Below are 15,275 nucleotides of genomic sequence, written 5' to 3' on the forward strand. Positions count from 1 at the left end.
GCGATGGCAGGGTTCCGACTCACAACAAAGATCCAGGTCAGCGGCTGGCGCTTTCTGCTGCGCCGGGTCGAGCACGCGATCGTGCGCCGGGATACCCGGATGTTCGACGACCCGCTGCAGTTCTACAGCCGCGCGGTGTCGACGGGCATCGTCATCGCCGTGATGGTCTGCCTGGGCGCAGTCGCACTGGCGTACTTCAAGCCGCTCGGCAAGCGCGGCAGTGACACCTTGGTGGTGGACCGCACCACCAACCAGCTCTATGTGATGCTGCCCGGCTCGGATCTGCTGCGTCCGGTGTACAACCTCACCTCAGCGCGGCTGGCACTGGGACACGGCGACGAGCCCACGGTGGTCAAGTCGGAAGAGCTGAACCGGATGCCGAAGGGGCAGCCGATCGGCATTCCGGGCGCGCCGTACGCCACTCCCACGGGTGTTCCGGCTTCCACGTGGTCGCTGTGCGACACCGTGACCAAGCCGGACAGCGCTGCGCCGGAAGTGGAAACGTCGGTCCTCATCCGGTCGTTGGTGACCGACATGTCTGTCGGGCCACTCGGCCCCAGCCAGGGCATGCTCGTGACGTTCAAGGGCGCCAACTGGCTGGTCAACGATGTCGGCAGGCACGCCATCGATCTGTCCGACCGGGCGGTGACCTCCGCGGTCGGTATCCCGGTCACCGCCAAGGCCACGCCGATCTCCGAAGGCCTGTTCAACGCACTGCCCAACATGGGGCCGTGGCAGCTGCCGCAAATCGTGGCCGCCGGTGCGCCGAATACCGTTGGGCTGCCGGAGAATCTGGTGATCGGTTCGGTGTTCCAGACCGCGACGGAATCCGGCAACCAGCAGTATGTCGTGCTCACCGACGGAGTCGCGCGCGTCAACGAGACGACCGCCGCGGCGTTGCGCGCGACCAACTCCTACGGTCTGATCACGCCGCCGACGGTCGAGTCCAGCGTCGTCGCGAAAATCCCTGAGCAGGTGTATGTTTCGCCGCTGCCGGCCAAGCCCATGACCATCCTGCTACGTCAGGACGACCCGGTGCTGTGCTGGGCCTGGCAGCGCGAACCGGGTGATCAGTCCGCCAAGACCACGGTGATCGCAGGGCGGCATCTGCCCATCTCGTCGGCGGTGAGGGGCACGGGCGTCAAGCAGATCGAAGGCGACGCCACGGTCTATATCGAAGGCGGGCAGTTCGTCCGGCTGCAATCCCCCGACCCGAAGGTCGGCGAGGGTCTCTTCTACATCGATCCGCAAGGGGTTCGGTACGGGGTGGCCAACGCCGACGCCGCCAAGAACCTCGGTCTGGGGGCGCCGGGCAACGCGCCCTGGCCGGTGGTGAGCCTGCTGGTGGAGGGGCCGGTGCTGTCGAAGGACGCGGCACTGTTGGAGCACGACACGCTGCCCTCCGATCCCAAGCCCCGCAAGGTGGAGGACAAGACAGGCTCATGACGACACGGAAATTCACCCCGACCATCAAGCGTGGTCCGCGTCTGACACCGGGCGAGATCAACGTCGCTCCCCCTGACGATCTCGGCATCGAGATCCCGCCTTCGGGTTTCCAGAAGGCGATGCCGTGGGTGATGGGCGGCTGCATGATCGGCATGATCGCGATCATGGCCTTCACCGGCTTCCGGCAGCTGTCGCCGTACATGCTGATGATGCCGCTGATGATGATCATGGGTGCGTTCGGCATGATGGCCGGCGGCGGGTCGGGCGGCAAGAAGGTCCCCGAGGTCAACGCCGACCGCAAGGAGTATCTGCGGTATCTGGCAGGCCTGCGGACCCGCGTGACATCGTCGGCGTCGGCTCAGGTGGCGTTCTTCAGCTACCACGCCCCGCATCCGGAAGATCTGTTGTCGATCATCGGCACCAGCAGGCAGTGGTCCCGGCAGACCAACGGCAACCCCGACTTCTTCACCGCCGTCCGCGTGGGCATCGGTGCGGAGGTCGCGGTCGACCGGTTGCTCAAGCCGAACACCAGCGGGGAGATGGCCGGCGGGCAGGCCGCTCCCGCGCCGCATCTGGAACCCGTCAGCCACATGTGGGTGACCAAATTCCTGCGCACCCACGGCCTCGTCCATGATTGCCCCAAACTCGTTCAGCTGCGCGCATTTCCGACCATCGCTGTCGGCGGCGACGAGGCCGGGGCGGCCGAGCTGCTGACCGCGATGATCTGCCACCTCGCGGTGTTCCATCCACCGGACCTGCTGCAGATCCGCGTGCTCACCGACGATCCCGAGGATCCCAAGTGGTCCTGGCTCAAGTGGTTGCCGCATGTGCAGCACCAGACCGACACCGACGCCGCGGGTTCCACCCGGATGGTGTTCACCCGGCCCGACGGGCTGGCCGATCTGACGGCGCGTGGGCCGCACACGCCTGACGCGGCGCCGGGCGGGCCGTATGTCATCGTCGTCGACCTCACGGGTGGCAAGGCCGGGTTCCCGGTCGACGGGCGGGCCGGCGTCACCGTGCTCACCCTGGGCAATCACCGTGGTTCGGCGTACCGGCTGCGGGTGGCGCCGGACGGCATGACCGAGGACAAGCTGCCCAATCAGATCTACCGCGAGGTGGTCAGGGTCACCGATCGGATGACCCCGAGGCAGGCCAACCGGATTGCCCGCAAGCTGGCCGGCTGGTCGATCACCGGAACGATCATCGACAAGAACGTCCGGGTGCAGAAGAAGGTCTCCAACGAGTGGCACCACCTGGTGGGTGCGCAGTCGGTGGAGGAGGTCACCCCGGCCCGCTGGCGGATGTTCGCCGACACCGATCGAGACCGGCTCAAGATCCCGTTCGGCCACGAGTTGAAGTCCGGCGAGATCATGAGCCTGGACATAAAGGAAGGCGCCGAGTTCGGGGCGGGCCCGCACGGCATGCTGATCGGCACGACCGGCTCGGGTAAGTCGGAGTTCCTGCGCACGCTGATCCTGTCGTTGGTGGCCACCCACCATCCGGATCAGATCAACTTGCTGCTCACCGACTTCAAGGGTGGTTCCACCTTCCTCGGCATGGAGAAGCTGCCGCACACCGCGGCGGTGGTCACCAACATGGAAGAGGAAGCCGAGCTGGTCAGCCGGATGGGTGAGGTGCTCACCGGCGAGCTCGACCGGCGCCAGTCGATCCTGCGGCAGGCCGGTATCCAGGTGGGTGCGGCCGGTGCGCTGTCCGGTGTCGCCGAGTACGAGAAGCACCGCGAGCGCGGCGCGGACCTGGCGCCGTTGCCGACGCTGTTCGTGGTGGTCGACGAGTTCGCCGAGCTGCTGCAGAACCACCCCGACTTCATCGCGCTGTTCGACCGGATCTGCCGCGTCGGCCGGTCGTTGCGCGTGCATCTGCTGCTGGCGACGCAGTCGCTGAACACCGGCGGTGTCCGCATCGACAAGCTCGAACCCAACCTGACGTATCGAATTGCGTTGCGTACCACCAGCTCTGCGGAATCCAAGGCGGTGATCGGTACCCCAGAGGCGCAGTTCATCACCAACAAGGAGAGCGGTGTCGGCTTCCTGCGGGTCGGTATGGAGGATCCGGTGAAGTTCCGCAGCCTCTACACCGGCGCCAACTATGTGCCGGCCAGCAAGAACGGCGGCGACGGCGAGGACAAGCCGCGTGCCAAGCGGCAGACCGAGATTCGGATCCGTCAGTTCACGACGGCACCGATCCTGGATGCGGCGGGAGCCACGCGATGAGCGCGCAGCGATTAGCCGGAGGCGGATCGCGCATGAGTCCCAGCGACAAGACGGGGGTGGATCGCGGATGAGCACAGAGGCCGAACCCAAGGCGCTGCGCGAGGTGGTCCTCGGGCAGCTGGCGACCGGTGAGGCGCGCGCCTACAAGATGTGGCTGCCGCCCCTGTCCGACCCGACCCCGGTCAACGAGTTGATCGAGCGCGACTACCAGCGCCAGCCGCTGCGCTTCGCGCTGGGCATCATGGACGAGCCGCGCAGGCACCGGCAGGAGGTGTGGGGCGTCGACGTCTCGGCGGCGGGCGGCAACATCGCGATCGGAGGTGCGCCGCAGACCGGCAAGTCGACATTCCTGCAGACCCTGATGCTCTCGGCCGGTGCCACTCATTCGCCGCGGCAGGTGCAGTTCTACTGCATCGACCTCGGCGGTGGCGGTCTGATGTATCTCGAAGACCTGCCGCACGTGGGTGGTGTGGCCACCCGCGCCGAACCGGACCGGGTCAATCGCGTCGTCGCCGAGGTCAAGGCCGTGCTGCGAGCCCGCGAGCAGATGTTCAAGCAGTACCGCGTCGGCTCGATCGCGGCATACCGCGAGATGCGGCAAGACCCCGAGCATGCGGCGTATCAGGACCCGTTCGGCGACGTGTTCCTGGTCATCGACGGGTGGCCGGCATTCGTCGCCGAGTTCCCCGATCTGGAGCCGGTGGTCCAGGATCTCGCCGGCCAGGGCCTGGCGTTCGGGGTACACGTCATCATCTCGACGCCGCGGTGGACCGAACTGAAATCCCGGGTCCGCGACTACCTCGGCACCAAGATCGAGTTCCGCCTCGGTGACGTGAACGAGACGCAGATCGACCGGATCACCCGGGAGATCCCGGCCAACCGGCCGGGCCGGGCGGTCTCGGTGGAGAAACACCATCTGATGATCGGGGTGCCGCGGCTCGACGGTGTGCACAGCGCCGACGGCATAGTCGCGGCGATCTCGGCGGCCGTGCAGCACGTGTCCGAGCTCTACACCGAGCAGGCACCGCAGGTACGTGTGCTGCCCGAGCGGATCTACCTGCATCAGCTCGATCCGAACCCGCCCGGCCCGGATTCGGATTACCGGACCCGTTGGACAGTGCCGGTCGGCGTGCGGGAATCGGACCTCACGGTCGCCTACAACCAGATGAACGTGACACCGCACCTGTTGATCTTCGGCGCGCCCAAGTCGGGCAAGACGACCATCGCGCAGGCGGTTTCACGGGCGATCTGCGCCCGCAACAGCCCGCAGCAGGTGCGGTTCATGCTGGCCGACTACCGCTCCGGGCTGCTCGACGCGGTGCCGCAGAGTCATCTGCTCGCCGCTGGCGCCATCAACCGCAACAACGCGTCACTGGAGGAGTCCATCAAGGCGCTGGCAACGAACCTGCAGAAGCGCCTGCCGCCGCCGGATCTGACGACGGCACAGCTGCGGGCGCGGTCGTGGTGGAGCGGTCCGGACATCGTATTGCTGGTCGACGACTGGCACATGATCGTCGCGGCCTCGGGCATGATGTCGCCGATGATGCCGTTGTCGCCGCTGCTGCCTGCGGCCGCCGACATCGGCCTGCACCTCGTGGTGACGTGCCAGATGAGCCAGGCGCACAAGGCCACGATGGACAAGTTCGTCGGTGCCGCGTACGGCGCGGGTTCGCCGACGTTGTTCCTCTCGGGTGAGAAGAACGACTTCCCGTCGCGGGAGATCACGGTCAAGAAAAGGCCCCCTGGCCAGGCGTTTATGGTGTCTCCGGATGCCAAGGAAGTCATTCAGGCGGCCTACATCGATCCCCCCGAAGAAGAAGTGTTCGCACCACCCCTACAGGGCGGTTAGTATTTATTCAACGCACTCAGCAACGCTGGCGGCAGCCCGCCAGCAAAGGGATCGGGGGACAGGTTCCTTAGCGGACTGGCAAATTGCAGCCGGGCTGTTCGTGGGTGCACGTCCTTACTATTCGTCTCGAATAAAGGAGAACAGCAAATGCAACCGATGATGCACAACCCGGGCGCGGAAGCCATTGCTGCGCAGGTTATCGCAAATGCCGCACGTGGTCTCGCCGGTGGCACCACCGCCACCGCCGCAGTGACCGCGCTGGTGCCTGCCGGCGCTGACGAGGTGTCCGCCCTGGCCGCGATGTCTTTCGCGAGCGAGGGCGTCGAAGCTCTGACGCAGAACACTTTCGCCCAGGAAGAGCTGACTCGGGCCGGCGCTGCGTACACGGAGGCCTCGGGCATCTACAACGCGGTCGACTCTGCGCAGGCGAGCACGCTCTAACTCTCGGTCAGCATTCTTCTCCAACAGATAGGTTCAGCCAGCAATGGTCCTGGTACCGCCTGCGCCACCGACGTGGCACGGCATGCCTCCCGAGGTGAACACGGGCCGTTTGATGGTCGGTGCCGGCCCGGCGCCGATGCTTCAGGCCGCGGCCGGCTGGGAAGCCATGGCCGTGCTGCTGGAGACCCAAGCTGACGAATTGGCAGCGGCGCTGGCTAACCTCACCTCGGTATGGAGCGGGGCGGCCAGCGAACGTGCGGTCGCGGCAACCATGCCCATGGTGATGTGGTTGCGCACCACCGCGCTGCAAGCGCAGAAGCGGGCTTTGCAAGCCTCGGCTCAGGCCAGTGCATATTCGGTGGCGCTGGCCACGACTCCGCCTATTCCGGAGATCGAGGAAAACCACATCACCAATGCGGTTCTCAATGCGACGAACTTCTTCGGGGTCAATACCGGAGCCATCGCCGCCAACGAGACGGACTACGTCGTCCGGATGTGGAATCAGGCGGCCGGTGCCATGGATGCCTACCAGGCCGAGACGGCCGTGAACCTGCTGTTCGAGCCGATCACGCCCATGACGCCCATCGTCATGCCCGGCGTGGGTGAGACGACCGCGGCCGCGGCGTTGGCGTCGACGGCCCCCCGGGCCGCCGAGGGCGCCCTCCGAAATTTGGTGATCGAACAGGCCGGCGCAACTGCGATGATTGAGTCGGTCGGATTGATCACCGGCCGCACGGCAGCACAAATCAATCAGGGGGAGCAACGCGCGGTGGGCGCCGCGCAGAATGCACAGAATTCGGGTCAGCAGACTCAGCAGAGTCAGCAACCGGCGCAGCAGGGCCTTCAGCAAGGGATGCAGATGGCCATGCAGATGGGATCGCAGGCCGCCCAGATCCCGCAGCAGTTCGCGCAGATGATCCAGAGTCCGATGCAGACCTTGACCCAGCCGCTGCAACAGGTGACCCAGATGGTCAGCCAGTTCAGCAGTATGGGTGGTGGGCAGGACAAGGGCATTCAGATGGGGCTGATGAACGCCATGCCGTTCTCGAACCATCCGTTGGCAGGGGGATCGGGCCCCAGTTCGGGGGCTGGGCTGGTCCGGGCGGCATCGCTGCCGGGCCTGGGCGGGACCACGCCGCGCACGTCGCTGTTGTCCGGTCTGCTCGGTACGACCGAGGACGTCAAGATCCCGGCCGCGTCAGGTGCCTCGTCGAACGCGACGGGCGGCCTGGCTCCGGTAGGAGGGGGCGGTGCCGGTCCCATGACCGGTGCGGCCAAGGAGAAAAAGGAAGGCGAGTCGACCAAGCAGGGCCTGACCGCTGCGACGCCGCTGACCTACGACCAGTCGGAAGACGACGACGACGACTGGTAAGTGGTTGCACCACAAGACTTCCCGGCCACGGGGTCGGAAGACTCGCCATACCCATGGTGAGGACAAAAGGAAAATAAGGGGTATCCAACATGGCAATGAATACAGACGTTGCCGTCCTCGCCAAGGAGGCCGGCAATTTCGAGCGTATCTCCGGTGAGCTGCAGAGCGTCATCGCGCAGGTCGAGTCCACCGGAAGCACGCTGGCCAGCCAGATGGTCGGTCAGGCCGGCACCGCAGCCCAGGCTGCTCTCGCCCGGTTCCACGAGGCCGCTGCCAAGCAGGTCCAGGAGCTGAACGACATCTCGCAGAACATCCACCAGTCGGGCACCCAGTACAGCTCGACCGACGACGACCAGGCCTCCTCGCTGTCCTCGGCGATGAACATCTGACCTAGAGACAACAGAGAAACGGAGAATCAGACATGACGGAACAGGTTTGGAATTTCGCCGGTATCGAAGGCGGAGTCGGCGAGATCCAGGGCGCTGTCAGCACCACCCACGGTCTGCTCGACGAGGGCAAGGGCTCGCTCGCCGCGCTCGCCTCGGTGTGGGGCGGCTCGGGTTCGGAGGCCTACCAGGCCGTTCAGACCCGTTGGGACAACACCTCCAACGAGCTGAACACCGCGCTGCAGAACCTCGCGCACACCATCAGCGAGGCCAGCTCGACCATGGCGCAGACCGAGGCCGGCGTCACTGGCATGTTCGCCTAGCACGACCATATGCACGCTTGTGGGCGGGTAGGCTAGCCGACTAGGCCAAGCCTCACCCGCCCACTGCGTGCGCCTGGGTGTAGACACCTGAATATCTTTATTTTCACTATTCTGAGGGGACCCCATGTCGGCCGACTATGACCGGCTCTTTCACTCGTCAGATCCGGGCAAACCGGTTGACGATGCCACGATCACCGTGGACCGAGATGCCATTCTGAAGGCCACGGCGACACCGCCGCCGATGCCGACTGGGGACACCGGATCAGGCGATGCGCCGTCGACGCCCATGCCGGTGACGCCACCGCAGACCCAGGCGCAGTCGGCCCCGCCGCAGCGGCACGTTGAGCCGCCGCCGCCCATGCCGCAGATGCCGCCCCCTCCGGCCGCACCGCAGTGGCCGCAGAACTCGATGTTGCGCGCCCCGCAGCAGCAGATGCCCATGGGAGCCAGGCATGAGCAGCCGCGCACGCTGCCCGGCCCGCCTGCCCGCGTCGCACCCGGTCCGGCGCCCTCACAGTTCCCCGAATTCGATCCCGAGATCAGTGGCGCATGGCGTGCCGGACAAGCGATTCCGGTTCCGGCCCAACCGGTCCAGACTTCCGCGGCGACCATGGGCAATCACCGCGCCATCGACGCGTTGTCGCATGTCGGTGTGAAGACCGGGGTGAAGATGCCGTCGCAGCGGGGCTGGCGGCACTGGCTCTACCTCATGACCCGCATCAATCTCGGGCTGTCGCCCGACGAGGTGTATGAGCTGGATCTGCACACCCGGATCCGCCGCAATGCGCGTGATTCCTACCAGATCGGCATTTTCGGCCTCAAGGGCGGCGTCGGCAAGACCGCCGTGACGGTTGCGCTCGGGTCCGCGATGGCGAAGATCCGCGGAGACCGCATTCTGGCCATCGACGCCGACCCCGATGGTGGCAACCTCGCCGACCGGGCCGGCAGGCAGTCCGCAGCTACTGTGTCCGACCTGCTTTCCGATCAAGAGTTGTCGCGCTACAACGACATTCGCGCCTACACCAGCATGAACTCGTCCAACCTGGAGGTGCTGTCCTCGGAGGAGTACAGCGGTGCCACCCGCGAGTTCAACGATGAGGACTGGAAGGGTGCGACGTCGATCGTGTCGCGCTACTACAACCTGGTTCTCGCGGACTGCGGTGCCGGCCTGTTCCAGAAGTCGTCGCGGGGCGTGCTTTCCACGGTGTCGGGCATGGTGATCGTCGCCAGTGCCTCCATCGACGGCGCCCGGCAGGCTGCCATCACCATGGACTGGTTGCGCCAGAACGGTTATCAAGACCTGCTCGGCCGCTCCTGCGTGGTGATCAACCATGTCACCCCGGGCAAGCCGAACGTCGACGTCGAGGACCTGGTCCAGCAATTCGAGCGGCACGTGCCGCCGGGCCGAGTGATCGTGCTGCCGTGGGACAAGCACATCGCCCAGGGCACCGAAATTCAACTGGACCTGCTCGGCGATACCTACCAACGGCGGATCACCGAGCTGGCCGCAGCTCTCTCCGATGACTTCGACAGGCTCGAACGCCGTTGACCGCCACCGCCGCCGCCTCAGACACGTCCAGTGTGACGCCGGGCCGCCCGGCGACCACACGGGTCACCGTCCTCACCGGTAAGCGACTGACCGATCTGGTGCTGCCCGCGGCGGCGCCGATCGAGACCTACATCGACGAAACCGTCAGTGTCCTGGCCGATCTGCTCGAGGACACCCCCAAGGATGTGCTGGCCGGATTCGATTTCACCGCACAGGGCTCGTGGGCGTTCGCACGCCCGGGAGCGCCCCCGCTGAAAGCCGAAGAATCCCTTGACGATTCCGGTGTGGTCGACGGATCGCTACTAACACTGGTGTCGGTCAGCCGAACCGAGCGGTACCGGCCGTTGGTCGAGGACGTGATCGATGCGATCGCCGTTCTCGACGAGTCGCCGGTGTTCACCCGGGAGTCGTTGCACCGCTTCATCGGGATTGCGATCCCGGTGGTCGCGCTGGCCATCACCGTGATGTCCCTTGTGACGTGGAGCGAGACCAGCCACGGTTGGTGGTGGCCCGTGGCGCTGGCCATCTTCGGCCTGGGGCTACTGGGCGGAAGTGTGTTCGCACAGACCAACTACGACAACATCGACCTTGCCGAAAGTCTGTTGCTCGGTGCGGCACCTGCCCTGGCAGGGGCCGCCGCGTTGGCAGTGCCGCTACCCAACGGTGTCAACGGGTTGGGAGCTCCCCAGATCGCCGGCGCCGGGGTTGTCGTGTTGCTGCTGACGTTGGCGACCCGCGGCGGCCCGCGAGGTCGGGCCGAGGTCGCGTCGTTCATGGCGGTGTTGGCGGTCGCCATCATCGGCGCTGCCGTCGCCTACGGCTACGGGTCGCACGCCTGGGTGCCCGCCGGAGCCATTGCGTTCGGCCTCATCGTCGTCACCAACTCGGCGAAACTGACCGTCGCCGTAGCCCGGATTGCCCTGCCGCCCATCCCCGCTCCCGGCGAGGTGGTCTCCAACGACGAGTTGCTCGACCCGGTCGCGGGTCCTGACGCGGCTGAGGAGGAGACCTCGACCTGGCAGGCAATCATCGCTTCTGTGCCGGAATCGGCTGCGCGGCTGCAGGAACGCAGCCTGCTGACCCGCCAGCTGCTGATCGGTTTTCTGTCCGCGGGTGCCCTGGTGCTGTCCGTCGGCGCCATCGCGGTTGTGGTGCAGGGCCATTTCTTCATCCACAGCCTGATCGTGGCCGGCCTGGTCTCGGTGGTCTGTGGCTTCCGGTCCCGGCTCTACGCCGAAAGATGGTGCTCCTGGGCGCTTCTGGCTGCCGCAGTGATCGTCCCGACGGGCGTGATGGTCCGGCTGTGCCTGTGGTTCCCCGACAGCGCCTGGATGGTGCTGGCGATCTACACCGTCGTGGGTGTCGTCGCGCTGATCACTGTCGGTGCCACCGACGGTGTGCGCAGGGTTTCCCCGGTTACCAAGCGCATTCTCGAATTGACCGACGGTGCCGCGATCGCCGCAGTGATTCCGCTGCTGCTATGGATCGCCGGCGTGTACGACCTGCTGCGAAATCTGCGTCTGCACTAAGACTTGTCACCGATCCTGGGCGGGGCAGCAGTGCGCCGCCCAGGATCACCTAGTTGTCGGCCCTTTGAGAATTCGTGCGTCAGGGGTGGCTACGCCGCTGGGATACTGACAGTCAACTGTTGAGTTCCTGGAGGTGGTCCGTGGGGCTGCTCGATACCTACATGGAGACCTGGTCGCAGGCGCGGGAGACGTTCGGCCAGGGCACGCCCGATGACGGCTCACGGTTCGACGGCAGTTCCCGGTTACGGCAGATGAAGGCCAACGTCGAAGCAGCAGCACCGGATTCCCGTTGGCAGGGCACTGCTGCGGACGCCTATGCCGCCGCGAACAAGGAGCATGCCGCGGTTTACGGCAAGCTCGCAGATCTGGACAAGCGGATGGCCACCGAGGTGAGGAACGCCGCGGCCGTCGTCACCGCGGGTCGGCAGAATCTCGATGTGAGTCGGGACTGGGTGGCCAGCGCCGCATCATCGGTGCCCAACAACGAAGCAGGCCGGCAGGCGTTGATGACCATCGTCAGCAAGGGCACCGGCGATATCAGCGAGATCATCCAGAAATCCACCGCCGACATGACCGAAATCGGCAGGCGGATCCAGGGACTCAAGGGCGAATATGAGGCGCTGACCCGCCAGAAGTTTGGGCCCGGCGCCGAAAAAGATCGTGACATCCACGAATTCAAGAACGATGGCAAGGACGGGCAGCCGACCAAGACGGACATGTCGTCCGGTGACATCAACCAGATCGACCAGGCGAATCGCAAGCTGCTGCAGGAGATGCTCGACGAGTATCAGCGCCTTCCCGACGGGCAGGTCAAGCGCGATCGGCTGGCCGACATCGCGGCGATCCAAGACGCCCTGAAGGTTCCCGGATCGCACCTGGTGTATGTGGAGAAGCCGGCCGACCCGTCGCAGATGATTCCCGCGGCCACTTCTGTCGGCGATCCGTTCACCGCCGACCACGTGTCGGTGACGGTTCCCGGGGTGTCCGGGACGACCCGCGGCACCATCGCCGGGATGACCGGTGAGGCAGCCCAATTGCGCAACGAGGCCATCGATATCGCGCGGCAGGTCGGCGACAGTCAGAACATCGCCACCGTGGCGTGGGACGGATATCAACCGCCGCCGAATCTCGGTGACTCCGGCATGCTCAGCGATGACCTGGCTCAGGCGGGGGCACCGAAGCTCACGTCCTTCCTGCACGACATCGATGTGGCCTCGAAGAACCCCGGCCACACCACGGCGCTGTTCGGGCACTCGTACGGCTCGCTCACGTCGGGTATCGCGCTCAAGGAGGGTGCCAGCGCCTATGTCGACAACGCGGTGCTGTACGGCTCACCGGGCTTCGAAGCCACGACACCCGCACAACTCGGCATGAACGACAACAACTTCTTCGTCATGGCCGCGCCCGACGATCCGATCAATCCGATCGGAGCATTGGCGCCATTCCACGGGTGGGGGTCGGATCCCAACGACATCATCAACGAGGATGGCCACCTGCGGTTCCGGTTCCAGCACTTGGAAACCTCAGCCGGTGACACGCCGATCCCCGGCTACGAATCGAAGACCGGCGCCTCGGGGCATTCTGATTATGGGCGCGACGCCGAACAACGGATGACCGGCTACAACCTCGCTGCGATTCTGCTCAACCGCCCGGACCTCGCAGTGAAGGAGACGCCCCTGTCATGGTGAATTCACGGCAAGTTGCGTCCTGGCGCCGTCTCTCGGCGGTGTTCGTATTGCTTTGTGCCTCAACGCTGATGGGTGGTTGCCAGGTGACCGAGAATCCCTACGAGTCGAAGACCGTGAAAGGTGACGACGCGATCCAGCTCATCGACAGTCTCCGGCCCAAGGGCTCCTTCGAAACGGCCCGCCAACGCATCACTGACACGGCGGCGGTGATCGCCGCACGCATCGTCGCGGCCGTTCCCGGGCAGACCTGGAAGTTCGAGGACGATCCGCACGGGCTCGATGCCAAGCGGCAGGGGTTGCCGTGCGAGAAGCTCACCGGCGACATCGCCCGCCGCCCGATGGCCGATCCCGTGGTGTTCGGAAGAACCTTCAGCACAGAGGAATTCGTGACGGCCCACGACATCGTCCGGCAAGAAGCCGCCACCTACGGCGCGACCGACCAATCATCTCTTTTCAACGAGCAGACCAAGCGCGACTACGCGGTGACGGGCAACGGGTACGAGTTCAAGCTGGGCCAGATCAAGTACGCCACACTCGAAATCACCGGGGACTGCTTCCTGATGCAGCGGGTGGTGGATCTGCCCGCCGGTCAGTTGCCCCCCGAACCGCCGATCGTCCCCACGCCGTGAGTGGTGTGCCCTGCCGCTGCGAGTTCAACGAAAACGCAGTGATTCTCTTGCGTTAACGGCATTTTCGTGGAATTCGGCGACGGCTGCTGTCATACGCCGATCTTCATGAAAATCGCGTCGGCCACATCAGAAGCACCGCTTCCGGGATCGTCGTTGTTGCTTGCGTACCGGACAACTCGTACATCGACGATGTATCTGTCTCTGACGGAAACCGTGTGGCGATTGGGAGTGGACGGAGACGGCCCTGCGACAAGCCCCTCGAGGGTGGAGTCGGTCGCCTGCATGTCTTTGAGGGTGTAGTTCTCCCCGTTGGAGGGGAAGGTCATGGTTCGTCCCACGCAGTCTTTCCACTGCTGTGTCATGGCGGCCAACTGGGCCTTTGCCAGCTCTTCGGAGGGGTAGACGATCACGGCTTCTTCGACCAGCCAACCGGTAGCGCTGACGGGAGGAGCCCATGCCTGTTGGGCGAATTCGGTGCCCCCGCTGGGTGCGTAGATGTTTAGGGCCGCGATGGTGTTGGCGGCGAGGCACTCCGGTGCATCCACAATCGATGCGCGGTCGAGCATTTTCGATAGCGGACCCTGCGTTTGAGATTGGACGTTGGGGTAGAACGGGACATGCAGTACGCCAGTGAGTTCTGGACCGTCGAGTAGCCAGGTTCCTGGTAAAGGCGTCGGCAGTGTTGTCGGAGTGGTGCTCGACGAGTGGGGTACCTGAGTCGAAACCGTCGTCGAGGCTCGGCTCTGCATTGCGTATGGCGTCGTGTGCAGCGATGTGTCCGTACCGCTGGGGAGTAGCGACCACACCACGACGGCGACAACCATGATTGCAATAGCGCAGTACGACAACGTCACGCCGACAACCGCCCGGTCACGGCCCTGCTGCGGCCGGCGCCGGATCTCAGACAGCGCCAGGTGACCCAGCAGAGCTCCCACCGGGGCGAAGACGACCGCGAAGATAACTGACAGGGTGGCCAGGGTGTTGCCGCGTCGCTCCGGGGGAGGGGGCGGTGGTGGCGGCCCCGCGCCGAACGGATGTACATCGAACGGATTCGGCGAGTGGCCGCCGCCGAGAGTCATGCATCTCCTTCTGGCACGCCTGATGTAGTCCGGTTGTGGCCCAATGCCTACGGATAGTCGGCCATGCGGATGGTCACTGCTGGGGCGGGCCCTCTTCGGTCAGGCCCGCCACCATCTCGTCGAGTCGCTCCCGGTCGGCAGTGATCGATGCCGACGCTTTGGCGGTCGCCTTCTGCAGCGCCTCATTGAGCCGCTGTTCGACTGTTTGGGCACCCAGCCGAAGCAAGCCGTCCTCGATGAACACCGACTTCAGATGATGGTGACCGTTCAGCGTCACCTCGACAGTGTTGGTTTCGTCAGCTGCCGTGAAGGTTTCGGTATTCATCTTGTGTAGTTGATCGTCCATCAGTGCCTGCAGTTGTTGGGCCTTCTGCAGGACTGCGGCAACCTGGGGGTGCATTCCATCGGTCATGACGGCTCCTTCACGTTTTCCTTGCGGCGTCGTTGCGGAATCTGACGGCCGATCACCGGTTCCGTCCACGCGCGATCTTCCTTGTATAGGTCCTCATCTGGAGACAACTTCGGATCACGACGCTTTTCCTTGCCCTGCTGGCCGGCGCCGTGGCCCATGCCGCCGCCCATGCCGCCGCCGCCCATTCCACCGCCCATGCCGCCTCCCGCCATGCCGACAGGTACAGCAGCATTCGCTCCCCGCGCGCCGGTGGGAGTCTGCCCTAACGAATCTGCTCCCATGGAGGGTCCGAGAGGAACTTTGGGCATGCCCCCGCCTCCGCCACCCGCCCCTCC

Annotated in this window: 14 protein-coding genes; 11 read left to right on the forward strand and 3 right to left on the reverse strand. The window is 65.3% G+C overall.

Annotated elements, in window-relative coordinates; genetic code table 11:
• Positions 1 to 3 precede the first annotated feature (3 nt).
• The 11 genes from eccB (at position 4) to A5784_RS29595 (ending at position 13,449) form a co-directional block, all read left to right on the forward strand.
• Positions 4 to 1,446 (forward strand): type VII secretion protein EccB, encoded by a 1,443-nt coding sequence (gene eccB / locus A5784_RS29545; protein ID WP_064948418.1) that lies wholly within the window; start codon positions 4 to 6, stop codon positions 1,444 to 1,446.
• Positions 1,443 to 3,683 carry a type VII secretion protein EccCa gene (gene eccCa, locus A5784_RS29550; RefSeq protein ID WP_064948419.1) on the forward strand — a complete coding sequence of 747 codons (2,241 nt, stop codon included), beginning with the start codon at positions 1,443 to 1,445 and terminating at the stop codon, positions 3,681 to 3,683. Before eccB ends, eccCa begins: the two co-directional genes overlap by 4 nt.
• 67 nt (positions 3,684 to 3,750) lie before the next feature.
• The gene (gene eccCb / locus A5784_RS29555) at positions 3,751 to 5,532 is read left to right on the forward strand and encodes a type VII secretion protein EccCb (protein WP_064948420.1); all 1,782 of its coding nucleotides are present in this window, start codon (positions 3,751 to 3,753) and stop codon (positions 5,530 to 5,532) included.
• Positions 5,533 to 5,679: 147 nt separating this feature from the next.
• The gene (locus A5784_RS29560) at positions 5,680 to 5,973 is read left to right on the forward strand and encodes a PE domain-containing protein (RefSeq protein WP_064948421.1); all 294 of its coding nucleotides are present in this window, start codon (positions 5,680 to 5,682) and stop codon (positions 5,971 to 5,973) included.
• An 82-nt stretch (positions 5,974 to 6,055) separates the two neighbouring features.
• A complete protein-coding gene (locus A5784_RS29565; protein WP_064948422.1) occupies positions 6,056 to 7,345 on the forward strand; it encodes a PPE family protein in 1,290 nt (429 codons plus the stop codon).
• Between the two features lie 89 nt (positions 7,346 to 7,434).
• Positions 7,435 to 7,734 (forward strand): WXG100 family type VII secretion target, encoded by a 300-nt coding sequence (locus tag A5784_RS29570; protein ID WP_029368902.1) that lies wholly within the window; start codon positions 7,435 to 7,437, stop codon positions 7,732 to 7,734.
• Positions 7,735 to 7,766: 32 nt separating this feature from the next.
• The gene (locus A5784_RS29575) at positions 7,767 to 8,054 is read left to right on the forward strand and encodes a WXG100 family type VII secretion target (protein ID WP_029368901.1); all 288 of its coding nucleotides are present in this window, start codon (positions 7,767 to 7,769) and stop codon (positions 8,052 to 8,054) included.
• A 124-nt stretch (positions 8,055 to 8,178) separates the two neighbouring features.
• Positions 8,179 to 9,603 carry a MinD/ParA family ATP-binding protein gene (locus tag A5784_RS29580; RefSeq protein WP_064948423.1) on the forward strand — a complete coding sequence of 475 codons (1,425 nt, stop codon included), beginning with the start codon at positions 8,179 to 8,181 and terminating at the stop codon, positions 9,601 to 9,603.
• Complete coding sequence (gene eccD, locus A5784_RS29585; RefSeq protein WP_064948424.1) at positions 9,600 to 11,132, forward strand: type VII secretion integral membrane protein EccD; 1,533 nt, start codon at positions 9,600 to 9,602, stop codon at positions 11,130 to 11,132. Before A5784_RS29580 ends, eccD begins: the two co-directional genes overlap by 4 nt.
• Positions 11,133 to 11,293: 161 nt before the next feature.
• Positions 11,294 to 12,820, forward strand: a complete 1,527-nt coding sequence (locus A5784_RS29590) for an alpha/beta hydrolase (RefSeq protein WP_064948435.1) — start codon at positions 11,294 to 11,296, stop codon at positions 12,818 to 12,820.
• Positions 12,814 to 13,449 carry an LppA family lipoprotein gene (locus A5784_RS29595; protein ID WP_064948425.1) on the forward strand — a complete coding sequence of 212 codons (636 nt, stop codon included), beginning with the start codon at positions 12,814 to 12,816 and terminating at the stop codon, positions 13,447 to 13,449. Before A5784_RS29590 ends, A5784_RS29595 begins: the two co-directional genes overlap by 7 nt.
• A gap of 89 nt (positions 13,450 to 13,538) precedes the next feature.
• Here A5784_RS29595 and A5784_RS37895 read toward each other — a convergent pair whose 3' ends face one another.
• The 3 genes from A5784_RS37895 to A5784_RS39720 all read right to left on the reverse strand — a co-directional run bounded on the left by A5784_RS37895 (position 13,539) and on the right by A5784_RS39720 (position 15,137).
• Positions 13,539 to 14,528 carry a sensor domain-containing protein gene (locus A5784_RS37895; protein ID WP_082945150.1) on the reverse strand — a complete coding sequence of 330 codons (990 nt, stop codon included), beginning with the start codon at positions 14,526 to 14,528 and terminating at the stop codon, positions 13,539 to 13,541.
• Positions 14,529 to 14,601: 73 nt separating this feature from the next.
• Positions 14,602 to 14,940, reverse strand: a complete 339-nt coding sequence (locus A5784_RS29605; RefSeq protein ID WP_064948427.1) for a YbaB/EbfC family nucleoid-associated protein — start codon at positions 14,938 to 14,940, stop codon at positions 14,602 to 14,604.
• Positions 14,937 to 15,137, reverse strand: coding sequence for a hypothetical protein (locus A5784_RS39720; RefSeq protein ID WP_197514915.1), 201 nt, complete (start codon positions 15,135 to 15,137; stop codon positions 14,937 to 14,939). Before A5784_RS39720 ends, A5784_RS29605 begins: the two co-directional genes overlap by 4 nt.
• Positions 15,138 to 15,275: the final 138 nt, after the last annotated feature.

It is taken from the genome of Mycobacterium sp. 852013-50091_SCH5140682, from assembly GCF_001665685.1.
Classification (GTDB): Bacteria; Actinomycetota; Actinomycetes; order Mycobacteriales; family Mycobacteriaceae; genus Mycobacterium.

What these genes read in the sequence shown, in the direction of transcription:
- A5784_RS29565 (WP_064948422.1), top strand. Translation starts at nt 6,056, where the DNA reads ATGCCTCCCGAGGTGAACACGGGCCGTTTGATGGTCGGTGCCGGCCCG.
- eccCb (WP_064948420.1), top strand. Translation starts at nt 3,751, where the DNA reads ATGAGCACAGAGGCCGAACCCAAGGCGCTGCGCGAGGTGGTCCTCGGG.
- eccB (WP_064948418.1), top strand. Translation starts at nt 4, where the DNA reads ATGGCAGGGTTCCGACTCACAACAAAGATCCAGGTCAGCGGCTGGCGC.
- A5784_RS29570 (WP_029368902.1), top strand. Translation starts at nt 7,435, where the DNA reads ATGGCAATGAATACAGACGTTGCCGTCCTCGCCAAGGAGGCCGGCAAT.
- A5784_RS29560 (WP_064948421.1), top strand. Translation starts at nt 5,680, where the DNA reads ATGCAACCGATGATGCACAACCCGGGCGCGGAAGCCATTGCTGCGCAG.
- A5784_RS29595 (WP_064948425.1), top strand. Translation starts at nt 12,814, where the DNA reads ATGGTGAATTCACGGCAAGTTGCGTCCTGGCGCCGTCTCTCGGCGGTG.
- A5784_RS29605 (WP_064948427.1), bottom strand. Translation starts at nt 14,940, where the DNA reads ATGACCGATGGAATGCACCCCCAGGTTGCCGCAGTCCTGCAGAAGGCC.
- eccCa (WP_064948419.1), top strand. Translation starts at nt 1,443, where the DNA reads ATGACGACACGGAAATTCACCCCGACCATCAAGCGTGGTCCGCGTCTG.
- A5784_RS29590 (WP_064948435.1), top strand. Translation starts at nt 11,294, where the DNA reads ATGGAGACCTGGTCGCAGGCGCGGGAGACGTTCGGCCAGGGCACGCCC.
- A5784_RS37895 (WP_082945150.1), bottom strand. Translation starts at nt 14,528, where the DNA reads ATGACTCTCGGCGGCGGCCACTCGCCGAATCCGTTCGATGTACATCCG.
- A5784_RS39720 (WP_197514915.1), bottom strand. Translation starts at nt 15,137, where the DNA reads ATGGGCGGTGGAATGGGCGGCGGCGGCATGGGCGGCGGCATGGGCCAC.
- A5784_RS29575 (WP_029368901.1), top strand. Translation starts at nt 7,767, where the DNA reads ATGACGGAACAGGTTTGGAATTTCGCCGGTATCGAAGGCGGAGTCGGC.
- A5784_RS29580 (WP_064948423.1), top strand. Translation starts at nt 8,179, where the DNA reads ATGTCGGCCGACTATGACCGGCTCTTTCACTCGTCAGATCCGGGCAAA.